Origin of the sequence: Actinokineospora sp. PR83 (assembly GCF_021056305.1) — a bacterium.
In the GTDB taxonomy this organism is placed as follows: domain Bacteria; phylum Actinomycetota; class Actinomycetes; order Mycobacteriales; family Pseudonocardiaceae; genus Actinokineospora; species Actinokineospora spheciospongiae.
Genome location: NZ_JAJCXD010000017.1, coordinates 18,928 through 43,862, shown reverse-complemented (window position 1 = coordinate 43,862; position 24,935 = coordinate 18,928). Strand labels below are relative to the sequence as shown.

Below are 24,935 nucleotides of genomic sequence, written 5' to 3'. Positions count from 1 at the left end.
GTCAGCTCCTCATGGCCGGGGTGTCGTGCGTGGACGCGGCCGTGATGCGCTCGGCGAGCGCGGCCGGGGTCGGGGAGGTGAACAGGTCGGCGACGGCGACCCGGTGGCCGGTGGCGGCCTCGATCCGGTCGCGCAGCCGGACCAGCAGCAGCGAGTGCCCGCCACCGGCGAAGAAGTCGGCGTCGGCGCCGACGCGGGGTTTGCCCAGCGCCTCGGCGAACACCGCGCAGAGGACTTCCTCCAGCGGGGTGGCCGGTTCGCGGGTGCCGGTCGGCGGGGCCGGGTCGGGGGCGGGCAGGGCACGCCGGTCGAGCTTGCCGTGCGCGGTCAGCGGCAGGGCCGCCAGTTCCACGAAAGCCGAGGGGACCATGTAGTCCGGCAGGGCGGCGGACAGGTGCGCGCGCAGGGCGGGCAGGTCGAGGGTGGTGCGGGGCACCACGTACCCGACGATCCGCTTGTCCCCCGGGGTGTCCTCGCGGACGTCGACCACGGCCTGGGCCACCGAGTCGTGCCGCGACAGCGCCGCGGCGACCTCGCCCGGTTCGATCCGGAAGCCGCGCACCTTGACCTGGTCGTCGGCCCGGCCGACGTAGTCCAGCGACCCGTCCGGCAGGTACCGCACCAGGTCGCCGGTGCGGTACATCCGCGCCCCGGCGGGCCCGTACGGGTCGGCGACGAACCGCTCCGCGGTCAGCCCGGCCCGGTCGAGGTAGCCGCGGGCGAGCCCGGCGCCCGCGACGTACAGCTCGCCGAGCACGCCGGGCGGCACCGGCCGCAGCGCGCGGTCGAGCACGTAGGCCCGGGTGTTCGCGGTCGGGCGGCCGACGACCGGGCGCGGGTTCGCGCCGATCCGCGCCGCCAGCGCGTCCACAGTGGACTCGGTGGGGCCGTACAGGTTGTACCCCTCGGTGCCCTCCAGCTCGCGGATGTCGCGCCACAGCGTGGACGGCACCGCCTCGCCGCCGACCCCGAGCACCAGCAGCGGGCAGCGGCCGTCGCGGAACAGGCCCGCGGCGGCGAGCTGCACCGCGTGCGACGGGGTGACCTCGATGAAGTCGATCCGGTCCCGCTCGATCAGCCCGACCAGCAGGTCCGGGTCGCGCTGGACGTCCTCGGTCACCACGTGCAGCGCGTGCCCGTCGAACATCCAGAGCTGCGGCTGCCAGGACGCGTCGAAGGCGAACGACCAGCTATGCGCAACCCTCAGCCGCCGCCCGCCCGCGCGGTCCACGGCGGGCCGGTAGAGCGTCTCGCGGTGCGAGGCGAACAGGTTGACCACGCTGCGGTGCTCGACCACCACGCCCTTGGGCACCCCGGTCGACCCGGACGTGTAGATCACGTACGCCGGGTGCTCGGGCCGCAGACCGGTCTGCGGCGCGGTGGCCGGGAACGCGCTGAGAGCTGTGCCGTCGGAGGAGTTCAGGGCGGTGTCGATGTCCTTGGGCCGCAGCACCAGCACGGGTTCGGCGTCGGAGAGCAGGAATTGCAGCCGGTCGGCCGGGTACGCCGGGTCGACCGGCAGGTACGCCGCACCGGACTTGAGCACCGCCAGGATCGCCACGACCGTCTCGGCCGTGCGCGGCAGCAGCAGCGCGACGACCTTCTCCGGCCCGGCCCCGCGTGCGATCAGCCCGTGCGCCAGCCGGTTCGCGGCGGCGTCCAGCTCGGCGAAGGTGTAGTGGGTGTCCTCGCAGACCAGCGCGGTGGCGTCCGGGGTGGCGGCGGCCTGGTGGGCGAACAGCTCCGGCAGCGTGCCCGGACCGTCGTAGGGCAGGGCGGTGTCGTTCCAGTCGTGCAGGACGCGGTCGCGCTCCGCCGGGGTCAACATGTCGACTTGGCCGATGGGTCGCTTCGGGTCGGTGGCCACCGCGTCGAGGAAGCGGACGAACCTTTCGGCCACGTTGGCGGCGGTGGCCGCGTCGAACAGGTCGACCCGGTACTCCAGCACACCGCGGAGCCCGTCGGTGCCCTCGACCTCCAGCAGGTCGAACGACAGGTCGAACTTCGCCCCGCCCGGCCCGGTGGACGCGGGTTCCACCGCCAGGTCGCCGAAGGTCAGCGCGTCGGCGGGCATGGTCTGGAAGGCCAGCATCACCTGGAACAGCGCGTGCCTGGCCAGCGACCGGGCCGGGTTGAGCACCTCCACCAGCCGCTCGAACGGGATGTCCTGGTGGGCGTAGGCGGCCAGGTCGAACTCCCGGACCCGGCCCAGCAGCTCGGTGAACGCCGGGTCACCGGAGGTGTCGGTGCGCAGGACCAGGGTGTTGACGAAGAAGCCCACCAGGTCGTCGAGCGCGTCGTCGGTGCGGCCCGCGACCGGGGCGCCGATGGGGATGTCGGTGCCCGCGCCGAGCCGGGTCAGCAGGGCGGCGAGGCCCGCCTGCAACACCATGAACAGGCTGGTGTCGGTGGCCTTCGCCAGCTCGCGCAGCGCCCGGTGGGTCGCGGCGGGCAGCTCGAACTCCACGTCACCGGCGACCCGGCCCGCCACCGCAGGGCGGGGCCGGTCGGTGGGCAGCGGCAGCTCCTCGGGCAGCCCGGCAAGCGCTTGCGACCAGAACTCGACCTGCTGCGGCAGCACGTCGCCGTCGTCGGCGAGCAGTTCGCGCTGCCAGACCGCGTAGTCGGCGTACTGCACCGGCAGCTCGCGCCAGGCGGGCGCCCGGCCGTGGGCGCGGGCGGTGTAGGCGGTGTTGAGGTCGTCGAGCAGCGGGAGCGCGGAGGCGCCGTCCGCGGCGATGTGGTGCACCAGCAGGAGCAGCACGTGCTCGGTGTCCGACACCGCGAACGCGGTGGCCCGCAGCGGGATCTCCTCGTCGATCCGGAACGCGTGCGCGGCGGCGTCCGCCAGCTTCGACGTGAGCGAGCCGTCGGCGGCGGGCACCACGTCCAGGGTCGGGGTGACGTCCAGGACGTGCTGGTGCGGGACGCCGTCGACCTCGGGGTACACCGTGCGCAGGCTCTCGTGCCGTTCGACCACATCGGACAGTGCGGCGGCGAGCGCGCGGCGGTCGAGCGGGCCGGTCAGCTTGACGGCGAACGGGATGTTGTAGGTCGGCGTCGGGCCGTCGAGCCGGTACAGGAACCACATCCGCTGCTGGGCGAACGACAGCGGCAGCGTGGCCCCGCGGGCGACCCTGACCAGCGGAACCTGCCTGCGCGCCCCGTCAAGCCGGGCGGCGAGCGCGGCCACCGTGGGCGCCTCGAACACCGCCCGCAGCGGCAGGTCGGCGCCCAGGGTCGCCCGGATGCGCCCGGTCAGCCTGGGCACCAGCAGCGAGTGCCCGCCGAGGCCGAAGAAGTCGTCGTCGATCCCGACCGGCACGCCCAGCACCTCGGCGAACGCCGCGCACAGCAGTTCCTCGCGCGGGTCGCGCGGGCGCCGCCCGGCGGGCTGCGCGGCGGCGTCCGGGGCGGGCAGCGCCGCGCGGTCGAGCTTGCCGCTGGGCAGCACCGGCAGCCGGTCCAGCACCACGAACGCCGACGGCACGAACGCCGACGGCAGCTCCGCGGCGAGGGCTTTGCGCAGCTCAGCGGGGTCCGCGGTGCTCCCGGCGGTGGGCACGAGGTAGGCGACGAGCGAGCGCTGACCGGGTCCCTCCTGCCGGACCACGACCACCGCGGCCGACACCTCCGGCCGCCGCAGCAGCGCCGCCGCGATCTCCCCCGGCTCCACCCGGAACCCGCGGATCTTCACCTGGTCGTCGGCCCGGCCGACGAACTCCAGCGCCCCCTCGGCGTTCCACCGCACCAGGTCGCCGGTGCGGTACATCCGGGTGCCGGGCTCGCCGAACGGGTCGGCCACGAACCGCTCGGCGGTCAGGTCGAACCGGTTGAGGTAGCCGCGGGCGAGGCCGTCGCCCGCCAGGTACAGCTCCCCCACCACGCCGACCGGCACGGGCGAGAGCCCGGAGTCGAGCACGTGGGCGCGCGTGCCGGGGTCGGGCGGGCCGATCGGGACGGGTGCGGACATGCCGGGGCGGCACCGGCCCAGGGTGGAGTTCACGCTGACCTCGGTCGGCCCGTAGGCGTTGAACATCAACCGGTTCGGCGAGTACCGGTCCACCAGCTTCGGCGTCACCTCCTCGGTGCCCGCGAGCAGGGTGATGCCCTCGGGCAGCGCGGCCTCCTCCGGGAGCGCGGCCAGCAGCGCGGGCGGCAGGATGGCGTGCGTGACGCGCTGCTCGCGCAGGTAGTCGGTGAGCGCGGGCCCGGCGACGCGGCGCTCGGCGGGGACGACCACCAGGGTGCCGCCGGTGCACATGACCTGCACCAGGTCCCACCAGGCCACGTCGAACCCGGGCGAGGCGAACTGGGCGACCCGGCTGTCCGGGGTGACCAGCAGCTTCTCGGTGTGCGTGCCGATGAGCTTGCCGATGCCCGCGTGCGGGACCACGACGCCCTTGGGCCTGCCGGTGGAACCGGAGGTGTAGATGACGTAGGCGGGGTGCTCGGGCAGCAGGTCGGGGGCGGTGAACCCGGGAGCGGTCGCGGTGGGGTCGACGACCGGGATGCCGGGGAGGCGGCCCGCGAGGTCGGGGGTGGCGATGGCGGCGGTGGGGCGGGCGTCGTCGACCATGAGGGCGAGGCGGTCGTCCGGGTAGTCCGGGTCCAGCGCCAGGTAGGCGCCGCCCGCCTTGAGCACGGCCAGCAGCGAGACGACCAGGTCCACCCCGCGCGGCACGGCGACGGCCACGACCTGCTCGGGTCCGACGCCGTGCCCCTGGAGCACGGCGGCGAGGGCATCGGTGCGCTCGTCCAGCTCCGCGTACGTCAGGCTCTCGCCTTCGCACACCAGCGCTTCGGCGTTCGGCTTCGCCCGGACGTTCTTGGCGAACTCCGCGGGCAGGGTCGTGCGCGGGTAGGTACCGGTGGCGTTCCACTCCTCGGGCACCCCGGCGGTGAGGCCGAGGGTGCCCACCGGCCGGTCGGGGTCCGCCACGACCCGCTCGAACAGGTGCACCACGGCGTCGGCGAGGCGTTCGACGTGCGCGCGGTCGAACACGTCCGGGCGGAAGGCCAGGTGCAGCGCCAGTTCCCGGCCGGGCAGCGCGGTCAGCGTGAGCGGGTAGTGCGCGGCGTCGCTGTCGGAGACCAGCGAGAGGGTCAGCCCGGCGACGGGCTTGCGCGCCTCCTCCTGGTCGAACGGGTAGTTCTCGAAGACGGCCATGGTGTCGAACAGGTCGCCGCCGCCGACGAGCCGCTGGATGTCCGACAGGCCCAGGTGCTGGTGGGCCAGCAGCGCGGCCTGCTCGTCGCGGACGCGGGCCAGCGCCCCCGAGACCGTCTCCTGTGGACGCAGGGTGAACCGGACCGGCACGGTGTTGATGAACAACCCCACCATGTCCTCGACCCCGGGCAGCTCCGCCGGGCGCCCGGACACGACGGTGCCGAAGGCGATGTCGTGCCTGCCCAGGACGCGGGCGAGCAGCGTGCCCCAGACCAACTGCACGATCGTCGCCGCGGTGACCCCGCGCGACCGGGCCAGCGCGTCCAGGTCGCGGGTGAGCGCCGGGTCGAGGACGCGCCGCACCCGCTCCGGGGCCAGCGGCGCGCGGGTGCCCTCGCTCGGGGCGACCATGCTCGGCTCGGCGAACCCGGCCAGCGCCCGCGTCCACGCCGACTCGGCGGCCGGGCGGTCCTGCCTGGCCAACCAGGACAGGTAGTCCTTGTACGGCGGCGCGGGCTTGAGCGCCGCCGGGTCGTCGTAGAGGGCGAACAGGTCGGCGACGAGCAGCGGCGTCGACCAGCCGTCGAGCAGCACGTGGTGGTTGGTGATCACCAGCAGGTGCCGGGTGTCGTGCTCGCGGACGAGTGCGAACCGGATCAGCGGCGGCTTGGCGGGCACGAACCGCCGCTCCCGCTCGGCCAGCGCCACGTCGTGCTCCGGCCGGTCCAGGTACTGCCAGGGCAGCTCGACGCGGCTCGGGATGAGCGCCACGGCCGTGCCGTTCTTGCGGCGGCGGAAACCCGCCCGCAGGTTCGGGTGCCGCACCAGCAGCGCCTCGGCGGCCCGGCGCAGCCGCTCGGCGTCGAGCGGGCCGTCGACCCCGAGCACGAGCTGCACCGTGTAGACGTCCGGGCCCGCGCTGTCCAGTTCGGACTGGAACAGCAGGCCCTCGGCCAGCGGCGAGAGCGGCAGGATGTCGTCGAGCCCCTTGGGCCTACTCACTGGTGCTCCATTCGGCTTCGAACTCGTCGATCTCGTCCTGGCTCAGGTCGACCAGGTCCAGGTCGGAGGGGGTGTGACCGCCGACATCGGCGCGGACGATGGCGATCAGCCCGGCGAACCACCCGTCGGCCAGCGCGCTCACCCACGCCTCGTCCAGCACCCCGTCCGGCCAGGACCAGGTGACGGTCAGCTCGGGTCCGGTCGGCAGGTCGCGGGTCGCGGCGGTGATGTCCAGGGCGTGCGGGACCGGCATGTCCGGGTCGGCGCCCAGCGGCACGGCGGTGGACTCGTCGGCCACCGACCACAGCGCGTCGCTGCTGCTGAACCGGCCCAGGTAGTTGAAGCTCACCGGCGGCTTGATGTGCGCCAGCTCCGCCCGGGTCGACGGGTTGAGGTGGCGCAGCAGGCCAAAGCCGATGCCGTCGCGCGGCAGGGCGCGCAACTGCTCCTTCACCGTCTTGACCGCCTTCTCCGCGTCGGTGGCGGGGGCGAGGTGCACGGGGTAGGCGGAGGTGAACCAGCCGACCGTCGTCGACAGGTCGGCCCGCAGCCCGGCCGCCTCCGCGACCTCGGTCTCGCGGCCGTGGCCCTCCAGCTCCACCAGCAGCCCGTCCTGCGCCGCGAGCGCCAGCCCGGCCAGGAGCACGTCGTCGACCCCGCCGTGGAAGCGGGCCGGGACCGTGCTCAGCAGCGGCTCGGTGTGCTCGGCGGGCAGCGTGCGGGTGAGCGAGCGCAGGGTGGCGGTGGTGTCGGTGGCCGGGTCGAGGGCGCGGCGCAGCGGCAGTCCGGGCCGGTGCGACCCGACCTCCCGCCACACCGCCAGCTCGGCCAGCGCGGCGGGCCGGGTCGCCTGCTCGCCCAGCAGCCGCGCCCACCCGCGCAGCGACGTGCCGGGGACCGTGGTCGCGGCCCCGGTCTCCCACGCCGCCCGCAGGTCGTCGATGATCACCCGCCAGGACACCCCGTCGACCACCAGGTGGTGCACGACGAGCAGCAGCAGCCCCGGGTCGGCGCCCGCGTCGAACCACACCGCCCGCACCATCCGACCGGCGTCGGGGTCGAGCCCGGCCTGCGCCTGCCCGGCCTCGGCGGCCACCTCGGCGCCCTCCAGCGGAACCCGCCGCAGGCAGGTCACCGCCGACACCGACCCGACCGGCCCGACCTCCAGCGACCAGGTGTCGCCGCGGTGCAGCCGGGCGCGCAGCGCGTCGTGCCGGTCGAGGACCACCTGCAGCGCCTGCGCGTACCGCTGCGCGCTGCCCGGCGGGACGCGCAGCACCATCGACTGGCTGAACCGCCCGATCGGCCCGCCCACCTCGCGCAGCCACGCCACGATCGGTGTCTCCGGCACCAGCCCGAGGGCGGCGCCCTCCGGTTCGCTGACGCCCTCCTCGGTCCCCGCGGGCACCGCGACGGCGGCGAGCGCGGCCGGGGTGTGGTGGCGGAACACGTCCTTGGCGGTCATCAGCAACCCGGCCGCCCTGGCCCGGCTGACGAGCTGGATCGACACGATGCTGTCGCCGCCCAGCTCGAAGAACCCCTCCTCGGGGTCGACCCGGTCGAGGCCGAGGACGTCGGCGAACACGGCGCAGAGGATGTCCTCGGTCGCCGTCCGCGGCCGGTCCTCGCGCTGCCTGCGCTCCGGTGCGGGGAGGGCGGCCTTGTCGACCTTGCCGTTGGCCGTCAACGGGATGCCGTCGAGCGGCACGAAGTGCGCGGGCACCAGGTAGTCCGGCAGCCGCTCGGCCAACCGCGCCCGCAGCCCCTCCACCGACCCGACGACGTAGGCGACGAGCGCGCCGTCGCGCGCCACCACCACGGCCCCGGTCACCCCGGGCAGCTCCAGCAGCACGGCCGCGACCTCGCCCGGCTCGATCCGGTGACCCCGGATCTTCACCTGCTCGTCCGCCCGGCCGACGAACTCCAGCACCCCGTCCCGGCGGCGCCGCACCAGGTCACCGGTCCGGTAGAGCCTGCTGCCCGCCGGGCCGAACGGGTTGGCCACGAACCGCTCGGCGGTCCTCCCCGGCTGCCGCGCGTACCCCCGCGCCACCTGCGCGCCGTCGAGGTACAGCTCCCCGACCACCCCGGCGGGCACCAACCGCAGCGCCGCGTCGAGCACGTACGCCCCGGTGTTGACCACCGGCACACCCACGTTCGGCGTGCCGTCGACGGTCGCCCGCAGGGCGTCCACGGTGCACTCGGTCGGCCCGTACAGGTTGTACCCGCGCGTCCCGCCGCGGGCCACGGCCTCCCACAGCGCCGGGTCCACCGCCTCCCCGCCCAGGACGAGGACATCCGGCCACCCGCTCATCCGCCCGGCGAACGACGGGGTCACGTCCAGCACGTCGACCCGGTGCAGCCGCACGTAGTCCTCGACCGCCCGCGGATCGGCCCGGGTGGCGTCGTCGAGCACGTGCACCTCGTGCCCGGAGACCAGCCACAGCAACGCGTCCCACACCGCGTCGAAGGAGAACGACGCGGTCAGCGCCACCCGGGCCTTCCGCCCGAGGCGCTCCTCCTCCGGCCCGAACAGGTTCGCCCGGTGCTCGGCGAGCAGGTTCCCCAGCGCCCGGTGCTCGACGACGACACCCTTGGGCCGCCCCGTGGACCCGGAGGTGTACACGACGTACGCCGCGTCCCCACCCCGGATCCCGGCGCCCCGGCCGCTGTCCTCGACACCGCGAACGCCTCCCCCGGCACCGCCTGCCCCGTGAGCACTTCCCCCAGCGCTGCCCGCACTGCCCCGGGCCCCGCGAACACCTTCCGCGGCACCGCCGCGAGCGACATCCAAGATCAACTTCCCAGGGGGACCCCCGATTTCAACGCTACCGGGGGGCACCGACAGTTCGAGGTCGGCGAGGTCCGCCCCTGTGGACAACCTCAGCACCGGCCGGACCTCCGCGAGGATCTGCTCGACCCGCTCCGCCGGGTGGTCCGGGTCGACCGGGACGTACACCCCGCCCGCCGCCAGCACGCCGAACAGCGCCACCACCGCGTCCGCCGAGCGCGGCAGCGACACCGCCACCGGCACCTCGGCCGCCACCCCCCGCGCCCGCAGCCCGGCCGCGACCCGCGACACCCGCGCCGCCAACTCGCCGAAGGTCACCCGCCGCTCCCCCGCGACCAGCGCGACCGCGTCCGGCGTGGCCCCGGCCTGCGCCGCCAGCAGCGGGACGACCGACTCGGGCGCCTCCCCCGCGACGGTCCCGCCGGAGCGCAGCGACCGCCGCTCGTCGGCCGACAGCACCGACACGGCCGACACCGGGGCGTCCACGTCGGACACGAACCCGGAGAGCACCCGCACCAGCCGCTCCGCGATGCCCGCGGCGGTCGCCGCGTCGAACAGGTCGGCGCTGTACTCCACGAACCCGGCCATGGCCGCGCCCGGCCGGTCGACCACGGTGAAGGTCAGGTCGAACGACGAGACCCCGGTGTCGACGACCTCGTCGGACACCTCCAGCCCCGGCAGCGCCAGCCGCACCGGCGCGTTGTTCTGGTAGGCGAGCATCACCTGGAACAGCGGGTGCCTGGCCGCCGACCGCACCGGGTTCAGGATCTCCACCAGCCGCTCGAACGGCAGGTCCTGGTGCTCGAAGGCGCCCAGGGCGACCTGCCGCACCCGCCCCAGCAGCTCCCGCACGGTCGGGGCGCCGGACAGGTCCGTCCGCAGCACCAGCGTGTTCACGAACGAGCCGACGACGTCGTCCAGCGCCGAGTCCAGCCGCCCGGCGACCGGGGTGCCCAGCGGGATGTCCGTCCCCGCGCCGAGCCGCTCCAGCACCACCGCCAGCGCCGCCTGGAACACCATGAACGGGCTGACCCCGACCGCCGCCGCGACCGCGCGCACGCCCCGCGTCAGCTCGTCGGGGATCGCGAACTCCACCAGCCCGCCGCGGTAGGACGACTCGGCGGGCCGGGGCCGGTCCGTCGGCAGGGCCAGTTCGTCGGGGATGCCCGCCAGCGCCTCGCGCCAGTACTGCGCCTGCCGCTCGGCCTCGGCACCGTCCAGCAGTTCCCGCTGCCACGCGGAGAAGTCCGAGTACTGCACCGGCAACGGGGTCCACTCAGGACTTTCGCCCGCGATCCGCGCCCGGTAGGCGGTGCTGAGGTCCCTGGTCAGCGGGATGAACGACCAGCCGTCACCGGCGATGTGGTGCAGCGTGAACAGCAGCACGTGCTCGTCCGGCCCGGCCCGGAACAGGGTCACCCGCAGCGGCGTCTGCACCGCGAGGGCGAACTCGTACCGGGCCGCGGCGGTGAGGTCCACGCCGTCGACGACCACGAGCCCGGTGTCCGCCCGGTCCCGCACCACCTGCCGGGCGACCCCGTCGACCACGGGGAACACCGTCCGCAGCGCCTCGTGCCGCGCCAGCACGTCGTCCACCGCCGCCGACAGCGCCGCCACGTCCAGCGCGCCGCGCAGCCGCAGCGCCGACGCGATGTTGTAGGTCGGGCTCGGCCCCTCCAGTTGGTGCAGGAACCACAGCCGCTGCTGCGCGAACGACAGCGGCGCGACCTCCGGCCGCTCCCCGGCGACCAGCGGCGGGCGCGCCGCGCCGCCGTTGCGCACCGCCAGCGCCACCTCGGCCGGGGTCGGCGAGTCGAACAGCGTCCGCACCGGCAGTTCGACCGACAGCACCGACCGGATGCGGCTCACCAGCCGACTGGCCAGCAGGGAGTGCCCGCCGAGTCGGAAGAAGTCGTCGTCGACACCGACCTCCGCGACACCGAGCACGTCGGCGAACAGCTCGCACACGATCTGCTCGCGCGGGTCGCGCGGCGCCCGGTAGGCCGCCTCCACGGCGGGCGCGGGCAGCGCGGCCCGGTCCAGTTTCCCGTTGGGCGTCAGCGGAAGCTCGGTCAGCGCCACGAACGCGTCGGGCACCAGGTGCGCGGGCAGCGCGTCGGACAGGTGCGCCCGCAGTTCGTCGGCCGCCCCGCCCACGACGTAGGCGATCAGCCGCTCGTCGCGCACCACCACGGCCGCCGCCGACACCGACGGGTGCCGCAGCAACGCGGCCTCCACCTCGCGTGGCTGCACGCGCGCCCCGCGGATCTTCACCTGGTCCTCGGCCCGGCCGACGTGGACGAGCACCCCGTCCTCGTCGAACCGCACCAGGTCACCGGTCCGGTACAACCGCGACCCGTCCGGGCCCGCGACGAACCGCTCCGCCGTCGCCCCCGGTCGGTTGAGGTAGCCGCGGGCGACGCCCGGCCCGCCGACGTACAGCTCCCCCACCGCGCCCGGCAGCACCGGCCGCAGGAAGGCGTCCAGCACGCAGAGCCGGGCGCCCGCGACGGCGGCACCGCCGGTGCGGTCCCACCGGTAGGCGTCGACCGTGGTCTCGGTGGTGCCGTAGAGGTTGTGCGGGCTGCTGCCCGGCACGTCGAGCAGCCGCTCCCACAGGCTCGCGGACACCGCGTCGCCGCTGGTGATGAGCAGCTCCGGGCAGTGCCCGCCGTCGTCGAGCAACCCGTGCTCCACGACGGCCGCGAGGTGCGCGGGGGTCAGGCCGAGGCAGTCGATCCGCCGGTCGGCGACGTAGGCGGCCAGCGCCTCCGCGTCGCACAGGGTGGTGTCGTCGACGACGTCGAGGAGGTGGCCACCGACCATCCACAGCACCGGGTCCCACGCGGAGCCGGAGGAGAAGGAGGCGGTGTGCGCGACCCGCAGCGCGCGCCCGCCCGCGTGGCGGAACAGGGTGTCGCGGTGGCCGGTGAACAGGGTGGCGAGGTTGCCGTGGTCGACCACGACGCCCTTGGGCTGCCCGGTCGAGCCCGAGGTGTGGATGACGCAGGCCGCGTTCGCGGCGGTCGCCGCCGTCGGCTCGGCCTCGGCCGCGGGGAGGTCGTCGAGCCGGACGACGCACGGGTGGTCCACGTCCTGTGTGGACAGGACGACCTTGGGCGCGGCGTCGTCGAGCACGTGCCGGACCAGGTCGGCCGGGTCTATCGGCACGGCCACCCCGCCCGCCTTCAGCGCGGCCAGCAACCCGACCACCATCTCCCCGCGCGGCAGGGCGAGCCCGACGGCCACCTCCGGTCCGACCCCGTGCGCGGCGAGCACCCGCGCCACCCGGTCGGTGTGGGCGTCGAGTTCGGCGAAGGTCCGGTCCAGTGCTGCCCCGGTCAGCGCGGGGGCGTCCGGTGTGCGCCTGGCCTGCTCCCGGAAGAACTCCGGCAGGGTCCGCGTCTCCTGTGGACGGATCGGCGCGGTTGTGCCCGCGGTGAGGTCCACTGCCCCCACGCGGACGTCGAAGTCCATTTCCAGCAGGGAAAGGAGGTGGTCCAGCACCCGCTGGGCCGCCGCCTCGGTGACGGCGGGTGCCCGGTGGTTGACGGCGAGCGTGAGCCGGTCGCCCGCCGGGATCACCGTCAGCCCGAGCGGGTAGTGCGTGGCGTCGTACCCGCGCACCTCGACGACCTCCACCCCGGGCCCGGGGTCCGGCAGGTCGGCCGGGCTGAGCGGGTAGTTCTCGAACACCACCAGGCTGTCGAACAGCCGGTCGCGCCCGGCGGCCCGCTGGATGTCGGCCAGCCCCAGGTGCTGGTGGTCGAGCAGCGCCGCCTGCTCGCGCTGCACCCTGCCCAGCAGCTCACCCACGGTCTCCCGCGGGTCGAGGGTGACCCGGACCGGCACGGTGTTGATGAACAGCCCCACCATCCGCTCCACGTCCGCCAGTTCCCCGGGCCGACCCGACACGACGGTCCCGAACACCACGTCGGTGCGCCCCGTGCTCGCGCTGAGCAGCAACGCCCACATCCCCTGCACAACGGTGTTGACCGTGACACCCGACCGCCGCGCCCGCTCGGTGATCCCCGCGGCGGCGATGTCCCGGCTCAACTGCCGGGGCGCTCCCGTGGCCGGTGCCGGGGGTGGGGTGTCGACACCGGCCAGCGCGCGCCGCCACGCGTGCACGGCGGCGTCGGTGTCCCGCACCGCGAGCCAGGCGAGGTAGTCCCGGTAGGGGGGTGCGGCCTTGAGCGGCGCGTGGTCGCCCCCCGTGCCGTACAGCTCGAACAACTCCCGCAGCACAACCGCCAGCGACCACCCGTCCAGCAGGAGGTGGTGGCAGGTCAGCACCAGCAGTCGGCTGCCGCGCGCGTACGAGAACCGGATGAGCGGCCCGTTGACGACGTCGAACGGCTTCTCCCGCTCGGCCCGCTCGTCGACCGCGTCGGCCACGGTGAACTCGGCCGCGGCGTTCTTGGCGACCACGGCGAACGCCCGCCCGTCGGGTGCGGTCCGGAACCGCGACCGCAGCACGGGGTGCCGCCGCAGCACCGAGTCCGCGGCACGCCGGAGCACAGTGGGGTCGACGTCCCCGCGCAGCTCGACGCTGAGCTGCACGGTGTAGGGGTCCGCCCCCGCAGCACCGCCGCCCAGCTCCGCACCGCTGCCGACCCCCGCGCCCGGCGCGCGGTGGTCCGGCTGCGGGCGGTCGCCGCCGCCCAGGGCGTGGTAGAGCAGCCCCTCCGCCAGCGGTGTGAGCGGGAGGACGTCGACCGCGTCGATGCCCGCGGTCAGGGCGGTGACAGCGGGCAGGCCCAGGCCGGTCAGGGCGACGTCGGCGGGGGTCAGGGTGGTCCGGGTGGTCTTCGCGTGGGCGGCGAGGCCCGCGAGCGCCCGGAACCAGGCGTGGGCCAGGTCGTTGACGGCGTTCTCGGACAGCACACCGGTGGCCCACTCCCAGGTGACCGAGAGCCGGGGGCCGTCCGGGTGCTCGCGCACGTCGGCGGTCACCTCGATGGCGTGGGCCACGGCGAGTTCGGGGTCCACCCCGGCCCGCATGGCCCGGTCGCCACCGGTCAGCCCCCAGTCGGCGCCGGACGCGTCGAAGCGGCCGAGGTAGTTGAAGCCGATCACCGGGGCGGGCCCGGGTTCGACGGCCCCGCCGAGGTGGCGGGCGATGCCGTACAGGGAGGACGCGTCCCGGGTGGCCGCGAGCTGTTCCTTGGCGCGGCGCAGGGCCTCGCCCGCGGCGGAGCCGCCCGCCATGGCGTCGTCCGGGTCGACCGGGCCGGGGTCGAGGCGGACCGGGTACAGGCTGGTGAACCAGCCGACGGTGCGGGACAGGTCGCCGCCGAGGTCGCGGCCGTGGCCCTCCAGGTCGACCGTCAGGGCGGTGCCGTGGCCGCCGTGGCGGCGGCGCCAGTCGGTGGTGGCGATGACCAGGGCGGCGAGGAGGACGTCGTGGGTGGTGGCGTGGAACGCGGTGGGGACGTCGTCGAGGAGGGGGACCGTGGCGGTGGCGTCGAGGGTGCGGCGCAGGACCGCCGCGGTGGCGGCGGTGTCCCTGGTGGGGTCCAGCGGGCGGGACATGGGCAGGTGCTCCTGGTCGGAGGCGGGCCACGGTCGCCGGGTCGCGGCGGGGACGTGGCTGGGGAGGCTGCGGGACCACGCGCGCAGGGAGGTGCGCACGGCGGGCAGCACCGGTGCGGCGCCCGCCGAGGTGGCCGCGTGGGCGTCGGCGAGGTCGGACATCAGGACCCGCCACGAGACGCCGTCCACCACCAGGTGGTGCGCGGTCCAGAGCAGGCGGCCCGGCTCGTCGGCGCCCGCGTCGAACCAGGTCAGCCAGGTCATGGCGCCCGCGTCGGGGTCGAGGCGGGCGCGGTGGGCGGTGGTCTCGGCGTCCACCAGCGCGTCGACGGCGTGCGGGGGCAGGCCCGCGGTGTCGACGCGGCGCAGGACCGCCGCGGCGTCGAGGACACCGGGGGCGGGGATGTCGAGCTGCCACGGGGAGTCGGCCCAGCGGAGCAGGCGGGCGCGGAGGGCGTCGTGGTGGTCGAGGACGGCTTGCAGGGCGGCGGTGAGCGCGGCGGGGTCGGTGCCCGCGGGGACCTGGAGCTGGACGGTCTGGCTGAACCGGGCGATGGCGTCGCCGCGCCCGCGCAGCCACTCCATGATGGGGGTGGCGGGGACCGTGCCGGTGCCGTCGGTGGCGTGCACGTCGGTGTCGGACTCGACGGCGACCGCGGCGAGGCCCGCCGGGGTCTGCTGGTCGAACACGTCGCGCGGGGTGAACTCCAGGCCCGCCGCGCGGGCGCGGGCGACCAGGGAGATGGCCTGGATGCTGTCGCCGCCGATGGTGAAGAAGCGGTCGTCCGGGGCAACGGTCGGCCGGTTCAGGACTTCCGCCACGAGTCCGCACAGCACCCGTTCGCGCTCGGTCCGCGGTTCCCTGGCCACCGCCGTCGCGCGGGGGGCGTACTCCTCGGCCGTGGCCAGGCGCTTGCGGTCGAGCTTGCCGCTCGGGCTCAGCGGCAGCGACGGCACGGGCACGCACACCACGGGCACCATGTACTCGGGCAGCACCGCCGCGGCCTCGGCCCGGACCGACCTCCAGTCGGCGTCGCCGACCAGGAACGCCACCAGTTGACCGGACCGCACCGCGACCGCCGCACCCCGGACCCCGGGCTGACCGGCCAGCACCGCCTCGATCTCGCCCAGCTCGATCCGCAGGCCGCGCAGCTTCACCTGGTCGTCGGCCCGCCCGAGGTACTCCAGCACCCCGTCGCGGGAGAACCGGGCCACGTCGCCGGTCCGGTACATCCGCGATCCCGGCGCCCCGTGCGGGTCGGCCACGAACCGCGACGCCGTCAGGTCCGGTCGCCCCAGGTACGCCCTGGCGAGCTGCACGCCCGCGATGTAGAGCTCCCCGGCCACCCCGGCGGGCACCGGTCGCAGGTCCCGGTCGAGCACGTACAGCGACGTGTTCCACACCGGTCGACCGATCGGGACCGTCGCCGTGGTCAGCCCGGCCGCGCTCGGCTGCGAACTGACGTCGACCGACGCCTCCGTGGGCCCGTACAGGTTGTGCAGCTCCACCGTGGGGAGCACGGACGCGAACGCCGCCGCCAGGTCGGCGGGCAGCGCCTCACCGCTGCACAGCACCCGCCGCAGCCCCGTGCACCGCGCCGCCGACGGGTCGTCGAGGAACACCCGCAGCATCGCCGGGACGAAGTGGACAGTCGTCACCCCCTCGGCCTGGATCAGCTCGGCCAGGTACGACGGGTCGCGGTGCCCCTCCGGCCGGGCCACCACCAGCGTGGCGCCGACGATGAGCGGCCAGCAGAACTCCCACACCGACACGTCGAAGCTCGACGGCGTCTTCTGCAGCACCGGCTCCCCCGGTGCCAGCCGGTACTCGTGCTGCATCCACAGCAGCCGGTTGACGATCCCCGCGTGCGGGACCACCACCCCCTTGGGGCGCCCGGTCGACCCGGAGGTGTAGATCACGTAGGCCGGGTGCTCCGGTCGCAGTTCCACAGTGGACGGAACGCCGGCCGGCAGCGGCTCGTCCAGCAGGATGTGCGGGGTTCCCGGGGGCAACCGGTCGAGCATCGCCCGCGTGGTCAGGACGGTGACCGGCCGCGCGTCGCCGAGCATGTACGCGATGCGGTCGGCCGGGTAGTCCGGGTCCACCGGCAGGTACGCCCCACCCGCGCGCAGCACGCCCCAGATGCCCACCACCAGCTCGACCGAGCGCGGGAGCAGCAGTGCCACCACGCTCTCCGGCCCCACCCCGGGCAGCGCGGCGGCCACCCTGGCGGTCTCGGCGTCGAACTCGGCGTAGGTCAGCCGCCGCCTCTCGAACACCAGCGCCGGGGCCGAGGGGGTCGCGGCGACCTGGGCCGCCAGCAGTTCCGGCAGCGTCGTCGCGGGCACCTCGGCGGCCGTGGCGTTCCAGTCGTGCAGGACGCGCTCGCGCTCGGCGCCGAGCAGGTCGACGTCGGCGACGCGCACGTCCGGGTCGGCCAGGACGGCGCACAGCAGCCGGTCGGTGTGCCGCAGCAGCGCGTCGGCCGTCTCGTCGTCGAAGAGTTCGCTGCGGTAGGTGGCTTCGAGGTCGAGGGAGTCGTCGGTGAGGACGGCGGCGAAGGCCAGGTCGAACTGCGCGGTGCCGTTGTGCACCGGGATGTCGGCGGCGCTCACCCCCGGGATGTCGAGTCCGCGCAGGACCTCGGTGCGCAGGGAGAACAGCACGTCGAACAGCACCGAGGTCGACCCGCGCTCCGGCGCGAGGTCGGCGACGAGCCGGTCGAACGGCAGGGCCGCGTTCGCGTAGGCCCCGGCGCACACCTCGCGGACGTGCGCGAGCAGCTCCCGGAAGCTGCCGTGGCCGTCCACTGTGGAGCGCAGTACCACGGTGTTGCCGAAGTTCCCGATCACGCCCGCGACCTCGTCGCGCGAGCGGTCGACCGTCGGCGTGCCGAGCGTGACGTCGGAACTGCCGGTGTAGCGGTGCAGGACCGCGGACACGACCGCCGACAGCACCATGAACGGGGTGACGCCCTCGGCCCGCGCGAACTCCCTGACCTGCCGGGCGACGCGCACGGTCCGGTGCCGCCGCCCGCCGTCCTCGCCCACCTTCTGCGGTCGCGGTCGGTCCAGCGGCAGCGCCAGCGGTTCCGGCAGCGGGGTCAGCGCGGCCCGCCAGTACTCCACCTGCGCCGAGCGGTCCTGTTCCTGCTCCCAGGCCGCGTAGTCGGCGTAGTCCACCGCGGGCGCCACCAGGTCCTGACCGCGGTAGGCGGCGGAGATGTCGCCGAGCAGGATCTCCCAGCAACTGTCGTCCCAGGCGATGTGGTGCGCGACGAGCACCAGGACGTGCTGGTCAGGTGCCGACTTGACCACCCGCACCCGCAGCGGCGACTCCTCGGCGAGGTCGAACGGCGTCCGCCCCAGCTCCGCGACGACCTCCCTGGCGGTGCGCTCGTCCCCCTCGACCAGCAGCGGCACCGGGCTCAACCCCGGCCGCACGACCTGCTCCCCGGCGTCCGGGTACACGGTGCTCAGCACCTCGTGCCGACGGCAGGCCGCGGCGATCGCGGCGAGCAGCGCGTCGGTGTCCAGCACCCCCGACAGCCGGATGGCCGCGCACAGGACATACCCGGTCGACCCGGGGTCGAGCCGCTGGAGCAGCCACATCCGCCGCTGCGCGTCGGAGAGCGGTGCCTGCGCCCCGGGCGCGCGGCGGGTGATCGGTGCGACCTGCGCGGCGGTGAGTCCGGACTTGGCGAGCCGCTGCCGCAGCAGGGCGCGCTTGCGAGCGCGGGCGTCGTCGGTCACCGGGGTAGCCCCTCCTCGTTCGGCAGGCGGAACACCAGTGGTCCAGCGCCCGGCTCCGGATGTTAATTTAGGAAAGCCTTACCTATCAAGGGGCAGGGCTCACCCGTAGCGAGTCGGAGGACCCGTGCGTCTGGGACAGCTCGTACTCGACCCCACCCCGGTCCGCGGGAACCGCGACTTCCGGTTGGTGCTGACCAGCAGAACCCTCTGGCTGCTCGGCATCGGCCTGACCTCGGTCGCGGTCGCCGTCCAGGTGTTCGACATCACCGGTTCCAGCGCCCCGGTGGCCCTGGTCAGCCTCACGCTCGGCACCACCCTGCTGATCGGCTTCCTGGTCGGCGGCGTCCTGGCCGACCGGGTGGACCGCAGGAAACTGGTGGTGCTGGCCAGTTTCGGAGCATCCCTCGGTTTTGTCGGCCTGGCCGTGAACGCCCTGGTGCCCACCCCGCAACTGTGGGTGGTCTTCGTCTTCGCCGCCGTCCACGGCCTGATCGACGGCATCGGCGAGTCGGCGCTGACGGCGGTCGTCCCGTCCATGGTCGGCGAGAACCAGCTCACCTCGGCGGGCGCGCTGCTCGCGGTCACGACCCAACTGGGCGGCATCGCGGGCCCCGCCCTGTCGGGTCTCCTGATCGGCGGCCCCGGCCTGGCGACCTGCTACGGCGCGGCGGCGGTCATGGCCTTCGGCACGACAGGGCTGTTGCTGCTGGTCCGCCCGCTGCCGGTCCCGGAGAAGTCGGAGGACCCGGACGGCCCCGACGGCTCGGAGGGTTCGCTGCGCGAGGCGTTCCGGTTCATCAAGGGCAACCGCCTGATCTCGTCGGTGCTGCTGGTCGACCTCGGCGCGATGCTGTTCGCCATGCCGTCGGCCCTGTACCCGCAACTGGCCGCAGAGCGCCTGGGCGGCGGCCCCGAACTGGTCGGCCTGCTCTACACCGCCCCGGCGGCGGGCGCCTTCATCGGCTCGATCGTCTCCGGCTGGACGGCAACCGCCCGCCGCTCCGGCCTGATCCTCATCGGCGTCGCCGCCCTCTGGGGCGTCGCGGCGACGGGGGTCGGGGTGAGCACGGAACTGTCGCTGGTGCTGTTCCTGCTGGGCGTGGGCGGCCTGGCGGACGTGTTCTCGGAAATCCTGCGGCGGGCGTTGCTCCAGGGCAACACCCCGGACCGGTTGCAGGGCCGGGTGGGCAGCGTGTGGCTGGCCCAGGCGATCACCGGCCCGTCGCTGGGCGGGGTGCTGACGGGCTTCGCGGCCGGGTTGCTGGGTCCAGGGCTGGCCATTGCGATCGGTGGCGGGGCGTGCGTGTTCGTGGTGCTGCTGGTCGCGGCGCTCTACCCGGAACTGCGGCGGGCCAGCGTGGTCACCGAACCTGCCGACGCCTGATCTCAGGCGGGCACCGGCAGATCCGCTTCCGCTCGGCGGAGCAGGTCGGCGATGAGCCGGAGCGAGCCCTGCTCGCTCAACGCCGCACGCGTGACGCCGTCGACGGCCGCGCGGTAGACGGCCACGTCCTCGGCGCTGTGCAGCCAGACGGCGGTCCGGCGCAGTTCCAGGAACACCCCCGGCGGCAGCGAATCCGACTCCATCAGGCAGAAGGGTCCTTCGAGGGCGGGGTGCCACCCCCGCCCGAACGGCACGACCCGCAGTTCCACGTTCGGCAGGCGGGCCACGTCGACGAGGTGGCGCAACTGGGCGACCATGGTGGCCCGGCCGCCCACCTCCTGGTGCAGTGCGGCCTGGCCGATCAGCGCGACCAGCCGCGCCGGTTCCGGCCCGCCGAGCACCGCCCGCCGCGCCACCCGGCGGGCGACGTTGGCCGCCGCCTGCTCAGGCGGGAGCCCGCCCTCGGACATGATCGCGGAGATGTAGTCGGTCACCTGGAGGATGCCGGGGATCAGCAGCGGGGAAACCGTATGGATCACCTTGGCGCTGCGCTCGTATTCGCCGAAGGCTGCCACCTGCTGCCGGTGTTCCGTCGACGACAACGCGAGCCAGTGCGATTCCCCGGCACCGTGGACCAGTGTCATCACCTCGGTGTAGCGCTGCCCGCCGATGCCGAGCACGGTGAGTATCCGCGCCACGTCCTCCGGTTTGGGGATGCGCTCGCCCGTTTCCCACCGGGAGAGCGCGGCCGGGTCGCGGTCGACCCGGCCCGCGAATTCCCGGAGCCCGATTCCCCGCTCTTCCCGCTCCCGGCGCAGGATTCGCCCCAGCACCACCGCCTTCGGCGCCTTGGCCATCGCTTCCTCCTCTTGTTGTCGGCCCGCAACACCTTTGCGTGACCGACATTCCGATCCGTTTCACCTGTTGCGACCGCGTCACAACGTTGTCCCGCAGTGAAACGTCAGGGAATCTGGATACAGCAGAGGAGGAAGCGCATGCAAATGGAAGTACAGGGCGGTTCTTGGGCCACGGTGGCGGACGACTGCCCGATCACCTACGTCGTCCGCCCGGACATGGTGGAGCTCTGCTTCGGCAGCCGCGCCACCATCGAACTGTCCATGTCCACCACCGGTCTCCGCAGGCTGGTGGCCACCGCCACCGCCGCTTACCAGGAGGCCGAGCGGCGACAACCCGAAGACGACGACTGAGCCCGGCACGCGGGGAGCGTGCCGGGCCCAGTTCCCCGCCGCATTCCGGCGGGCCGATTCACAGTGATTCCGGGGGGGATTGAGATGGGCAGGCTGCTACGGGCGGGACGTGAGGTATCCGCCCATGTGCGTGAAGTACTTCTCCGCGCTCTGCACTTCACCATCGGCCGTGCGCACCGTCTTCACCAGCAGGCCCTTGCTCTTGCCGCGCCGTGCCTCCGCGCCCGCGACAATCGCCACCCCGTCGCCCTCGCGGTAGAAGATGCGGCCGGGGGTTCCGCCGTAGACCTCGCGGGAGACCTCGGCCGTCACGATTTCCAGGCGCTTGCCCCGGTGGTAGCAGAAGGCGCTGGGGTACGGGGTCGACTGGGCGCGCACCAACCGGTCCAGCTCCTCCGCGCTCCAGGTCCAGTCGATGCGGAGGTCTTCGTCGGCGCGCTTGTGGAAGAAGCTGGCCTTGGTGCGGTCCTGCTTCTGGAAGTCCCTGCGGCCGGAGGCGATCAGGGCGAGGCCGTCGACGGTGATGGGGCCGAAGATGTCCATCGACTTGGCGACCAGGTCACCGGCGGTGTCGCGGGGGCCGACGGGGAAGGCACGTTGCAGGACGATGTCGCCTGCGTCCAGGGTGGCGTCCATCAGGTGGGCGGTGACGCCGACTTCCTTCTCGTCGTTGATCAGGGCCCAGATCATCGCCGAGAAGCCCGCGTACGCCGGGAGCAGGGAGTCGTGGATGTTGAGGGTGCCGAGCCTGGGCAGCTCGAAGACCTCCGGGGAGATCCAGGTGCGCCAGTTGGCGGCGACGAACACGTCCGCGTCGAGTGCGCGCAGCTCGTCGAGGAGTTCCTGGTCGTCAGGGCGTTCGCGGAGGATGACGGGGATGCCGTTGTCCTTCGCCAGCTCTTCCACGGAGTCGCTCCACACCTGCTCGTAGACCCCGCCGCCCTGTGGGTGGGTGACAACCGTGACCACTTCGTGCTCGGATTCGATGAGCGCTTGCAAGGTGCGGTGTCCCCAAGTTTGGAAGCCGAACATGACGACCCGCATGGGTCCTCCTCCACCGTTGTCCACATTGAAGTAAGCCTGCCCTTCGTTAGGCTATCCTCACTCCGTGCTCGCCCCAAGCCCGCCTGTCCAGGCGCCCCGCCGCGCGGCCCACCGGGTCCGCTGGCTGCTCGTGGCCGCCGCCGGACTGGTCGCGGTCGCGGTGTTGTCGATCATGGTCGGCAGCAAGTACATCCCGCTGCCGGAGGTGCTGCGGCTACTGGGGGCCGACCCGACCACCAGTGAGGACGCGGCGATCGTCAACGGGATGCGGTTGTCCCGGACGTTGTTCGGGGTGGCGGTGGGGGTGTCGCTGGGGATCGCCGGTGCGCTCATGCAGGGGCTCACCCGCAACCCGCTCGCCGACCCCGGCCTGCTCGGTGTCGGCGCGGGGGCGGCGCTGGGCGTGGTGCTGACGACCAGCGTGTTCGGGGTCACCGCCCTGTTCGGCTACATCTGGTTCGCCTTCGCCGGGGCGCTGGCCGCGACGGTCGTGGTGTACCTGCTGGGCGGGCCGCACCCGGCGCGGTTGGCGCTGGCCGGGGCGGCGGTGTCGGCGCTGTTGCAGTCGATCATCAGCTCGTTGCTGCTGCTGGACTCCTCCACGCTGGACCAGTACCGGTTCTGGGCGGTCGGGTCGCTGAACGTGCCCGACTCCTCCGTGCTGCTGCAGGTCCTGCCGTTCCTGGTGCTCGGGTTGGTGCTGGCGCTGCTGACGGCGCCGGGGTTGAACATGCTGGCGCTGGGGGACGACGTGGCGAAGTCGCTCGGGCAGAACGTGACCGGGGTGCGCATCCGGGGGGCGGTGGCGATCACGCTGCTGGCCGGTGGGGCGACGGCGGTGTGCGGGCCGATCGCGTTCATCGGGTTGGTGGTGCCGCACATCGCGCGGGCGATCACCGGACCGGACCAGCGGTGGGTGCTCGCCTACTCCGCCGTGCTGGCGCCGGTCCTGCTGCTGGGGGCGGACATCCTCGGCCGGATTGTCGCCGAGCAGCGCGAGATCCACGTCGGGATCGTGGTGGCGTTCCTCGGGGCGCCGTTCTTCATCGCCCTGGTCCGCAGGCGCAAGTTGCCGGAGCTGTGATGATCACCCTTGCGCGCGTGGACGGGCAGACCACCTTCCGGGTCGGCGACCGGGGACCCTCCGGGGTGCTGCGGGCCCGGCCGTTCTGGGTCGCGGTGGTGCTGGCGGTGCTGGTCTTCCTGTGCTTCTGCCTCGGGTTGACCTTCGGCGACTACCCGCTGACCGTGTTCGACGCGATGCGGGCGCTGTTCTGGTACGGCGACCCGACCGCGGTGGACATCGTCTACGACCTGCGGCTGCCCCGGGTGCTCGTCGGGCTGCTGGTGGGGTTGGCGTTCGGGTTGTCCGGGGCGGTGTTCCAGACGCTGGCGCGCAACGCGCTGGCGAGCCCGGACGTGATCGGGGTGGCGGCGGGGGCCAACACCGCCGCCGTCGCCGGGATCGTGTTCGGGTTCGGGGCGTCGCTGGGGACCTCGACCACCGCGCTGCTCGGGGCGCTGGCCAGTGCCACGGCGATCTACCTGCTGGCCTGGCGGCGCGGGACGACCGGCTACCGGATCGTGCTGGTGGGCATCGGGGTGTCGGCGCTGTTCACCAGCCTCACCTCGTACCTGCTGCAACGGGCGGACGTGTTCCAGGCGCAGCGCGCGGTGCTGTGGCTGACCGGGTCGCTGAACCTGCGGGAGTGGAAGCACGTCGGGCCGCTGGCGGTGGCCGTGCTGGTGCTGGTGCCGGTCGTGCTGCTGATGTCGCGGTGGCTGTCGGGGCTGATGCTGGGCGACGACACGGCGCGCGGGCTGGGGGTGCCGGTGCAGAAGGCGCGGCTGGCGCTGATGCTCGCCGGGGTCGGGCTGGTCGCGTTCGCCACGGCGGCGGCCGGGCCGGTGGCGTTCGTGTCGCTGGTGTCGCCGCAGATCGGGCTGCGGCTGACGCGCAGGCCGACGCCGCCGCTGGTGGTGTCGGCGCTGACCGGGGCGCTGGTGGTGCTGGCGGGCGACCTGCTGGGGCGGCCGTTCGGGCTGCCGGTGGGTGTGGTCACCGGGGCGATCGGGGCGCCGTACCTGCTCTGGCTGCTGAGCCGGGCGAAGCGACTGGGGAGTGGGGCATGACGGACAACACCGGACTGGGCGACACAGCGCTGGACAACGGAGCGCTGGACAACGGGGCGCCGGTCAAGGCCGGTCTGCGCGCCGAGGGGCTGCGGCTGGCCTACGAGAAGCGGACCGTGATCGACGGGGTCGACCTGGTGATCCCGCCGGGCAAGGTGACCGTGGTCGTCGGCGCGAACGCGTGCGGCAAGTCGACGCTGCTGCGCGGGATGTCGCGGCTGCTGACCCCCGACGGCGGCGCGGTGCACCTCGACGGGGAGTCCATCCACCGGATGCGCACCCGCGACCTGGCCCGCAAGCTGGGCATCCTCCCGCAGTCGCCGACCGCGCCGGAGGGCATGACCGTGCGCGAGCTGGTCACCAGGGGCCGCAGCCCGCACCAGACCTGGTGGCGGCAGTGGTCCCCGGAGGACGGCGACGCGGTGAACCTGGCCCTGGCCGCCACCGACCTCGCCGACCTGGCGGAGCGGCCGGTGGACGAGCTGTCCGGCGGGCAGCGGCAGCGCGCCTGGATCGCCATGGCCCTGGCCCAGGACACCCCGTACCTGCTGCTCGACGAACCGACCACCTACCTCGACCTGGCGCACCAGATCGACGTGCTCGACCTGATCGCCGACCTCAACCACGCGGGCGACCGGACCGTGGTCATGGTCCTGCACGACCTCAACCAGGCCTGCCGGTACGCCGACCACGTGGTGGCGATGAAGTCCGGCCGGGTGGTGGCCGAGGGCGACCCGCTCCGAGTCGTCACCGCCGAGCTGGTCGAGGACGTGTTCGGCCTGCGCTGCGAGGTCATCCCCGACCCGCTGTCGGGCACCCCGCTCATCGTCCCCTTCGGCAGGCACCGCTGCGCCGTCCCGGCGGACCGCACCACCCCCGCAGACCTCCCGCACTGATCCCGAGAGCCACCACTCC

At 74.1% G+C, this 24,935-nt stretch carries 9 protein-coding genes; 5 read left to right on the top strand and 4 right to left on the bottom strand.

Features of this window, described 5'->3' with window-relative positions:
• Position 1 precedes the first annotated feature (1 nt).
• Together L6E12_RS05885 and L6E12_RS35025 are read right to left on the bottom strand one after the other, a co-directional pair.
• Positions 2 to 6,172: a non-ribosomal peptide synthetase gene (locus tag L6E12_RS05885; protein ID WP_236226856.1), complete on the bottom strand. Its 6,171-nt coding sequence runs from the start codon at positions 6,170 to 6,172 to the stop codon at positions 2 to 4.
• Positions 6,165 to 18,251 carry a non-ribosomal peptide synthetase gene (locus tag L6E12_RS35025; RefSeq protein ID WP_308074233.1) on the bottom strand — a complete coding sequence of 4,029 codons (12,087 nt, stop codon included), beginning with the start codon at positions 18,249 to 18,251 and terminating at the stop codon, positions 6,165 to 6,167. The genes L6E12_RS05885 and L6E12_RS35025 overlap by 8 nt, the downstream gene beginning before the upstream one ends.
• A gap of 124 nt (positions 18,252 to 18,375) precedes the next feature.
• Between L6E12_RS35025 and entS the strand changes: the two genes are divergently transcribed.
• Positions 18,376 to 19,635 (top strand): enterobactin transporter EntS, encoded by a 1,260-nt coding sequence (entS, locus tag L6E12_RS05860; protein WP_236226855.1) that lies wholly within the window; start codon positions 18,376 to 18,378, stop codon positions 19,633 to 19,635.
• Between the two features lie 2 nt (positions 19,636 to 19,637).
• Here the strand turns inward: entS and L6E12_RS05855 are convergent, their stop codons facing one another.
• Positions 19,638 to 20,492, bottom strand: a complete 855-nt coding sequence (locus L6E12_RS05855) for a helix-turn-helix transcriptional regulator (RefSeq protein ID WP_236226854.1) — start codon at positions 20,490 to 20,492, stop codon at positions 19,638 to 19,640.
• 138 nt (positions 20,493 to 20,630) lie between these two features.
• Between L6E12_RS05855 and L6E12_RS05850 the strand changes: the two genes are divergently transcribed.
• Positions 20,631 to 20,843 (top strand): hypothetical protein, encoded by a 213-nt coding sequence (locus tag L6E12_RS05850; RefSeq protein WP_236226853.1) that lies wholly within the window; start codon positions 20,631 to 20,633, stop codon positions 20,841 to 20,843.
• A 96-nt stretch (positions 20,844 to 20,939) separates the two neighbouring features.
• Here L6E12_RS05850 and L6E12_RS05845 read toward each other — a convergent pair whose 3' ends face one another.
• Complete coding sequence (locus tag L6E12_RS05845) at positions 20,940 to 21,887, bottom strand: methionyl-tRNA formyltransferase (RefSeq protein ID WP_236226852.1); 948 nt, start codon at positions 21,885 to 21,887, stop codon at positions 20,940 to 20,942.
• Positions 21,888 to 21,951: 64 nt separating this feature from the next.
• Here L6E12_RS05845 and L6E12_RS05840 point away from each other — a divergent pair, with 64 nt between their 5' ends.
• Genes L6E12_RS05840 through L6E12_RS05830 form a run of 3 tightly spaced genes read left to right on the top strand, consistent with a single transcriptional unit; the run spans position 21,952 to position 24,916 of the window.
• Positions 21,952 to 22,971, top strand: coding sequence for an iron ABC transporter permease (locus L6E12_RS05840; RefSeq protein WP_236226851.1), 1,020 nt, complete (start codon positions 21,952 to 21,954; stop codon positions 22,969 to 22,971).
• A 17-nt stretch (positions 22,972 to 22,988) separates the two neighbouring features.
• Complete coding sequence (locus tag L6E12_RS05835) at positions 22,989 to 24,020, top strand: iron chelate uptake ABC transporter family permease subunit (RefSeq protein WP_236226850.1); 1,032 nt, start codon at positions 22,989 to 22,991, stop codon at positions 24,018 to 24,020.
• Positions 24,017 to 24,916 (top strand): ABC transporter ATP-binding protein, encoded by a 900-nt coding sequence (locus L6E12_RS05830; protein WP_236226849.1) that lies wholly within the window; start codon positions 24,017 to 24,019, stop codon positions 24,914 to 24,916. The genes L6E12_RS05835 and L6E12_RS05830 overlap by 4 nt, the downstream gene beginning before the upstream one ends.
• Positions 24,917 to 24,935 lie beyond the last annotated feature (19 nt).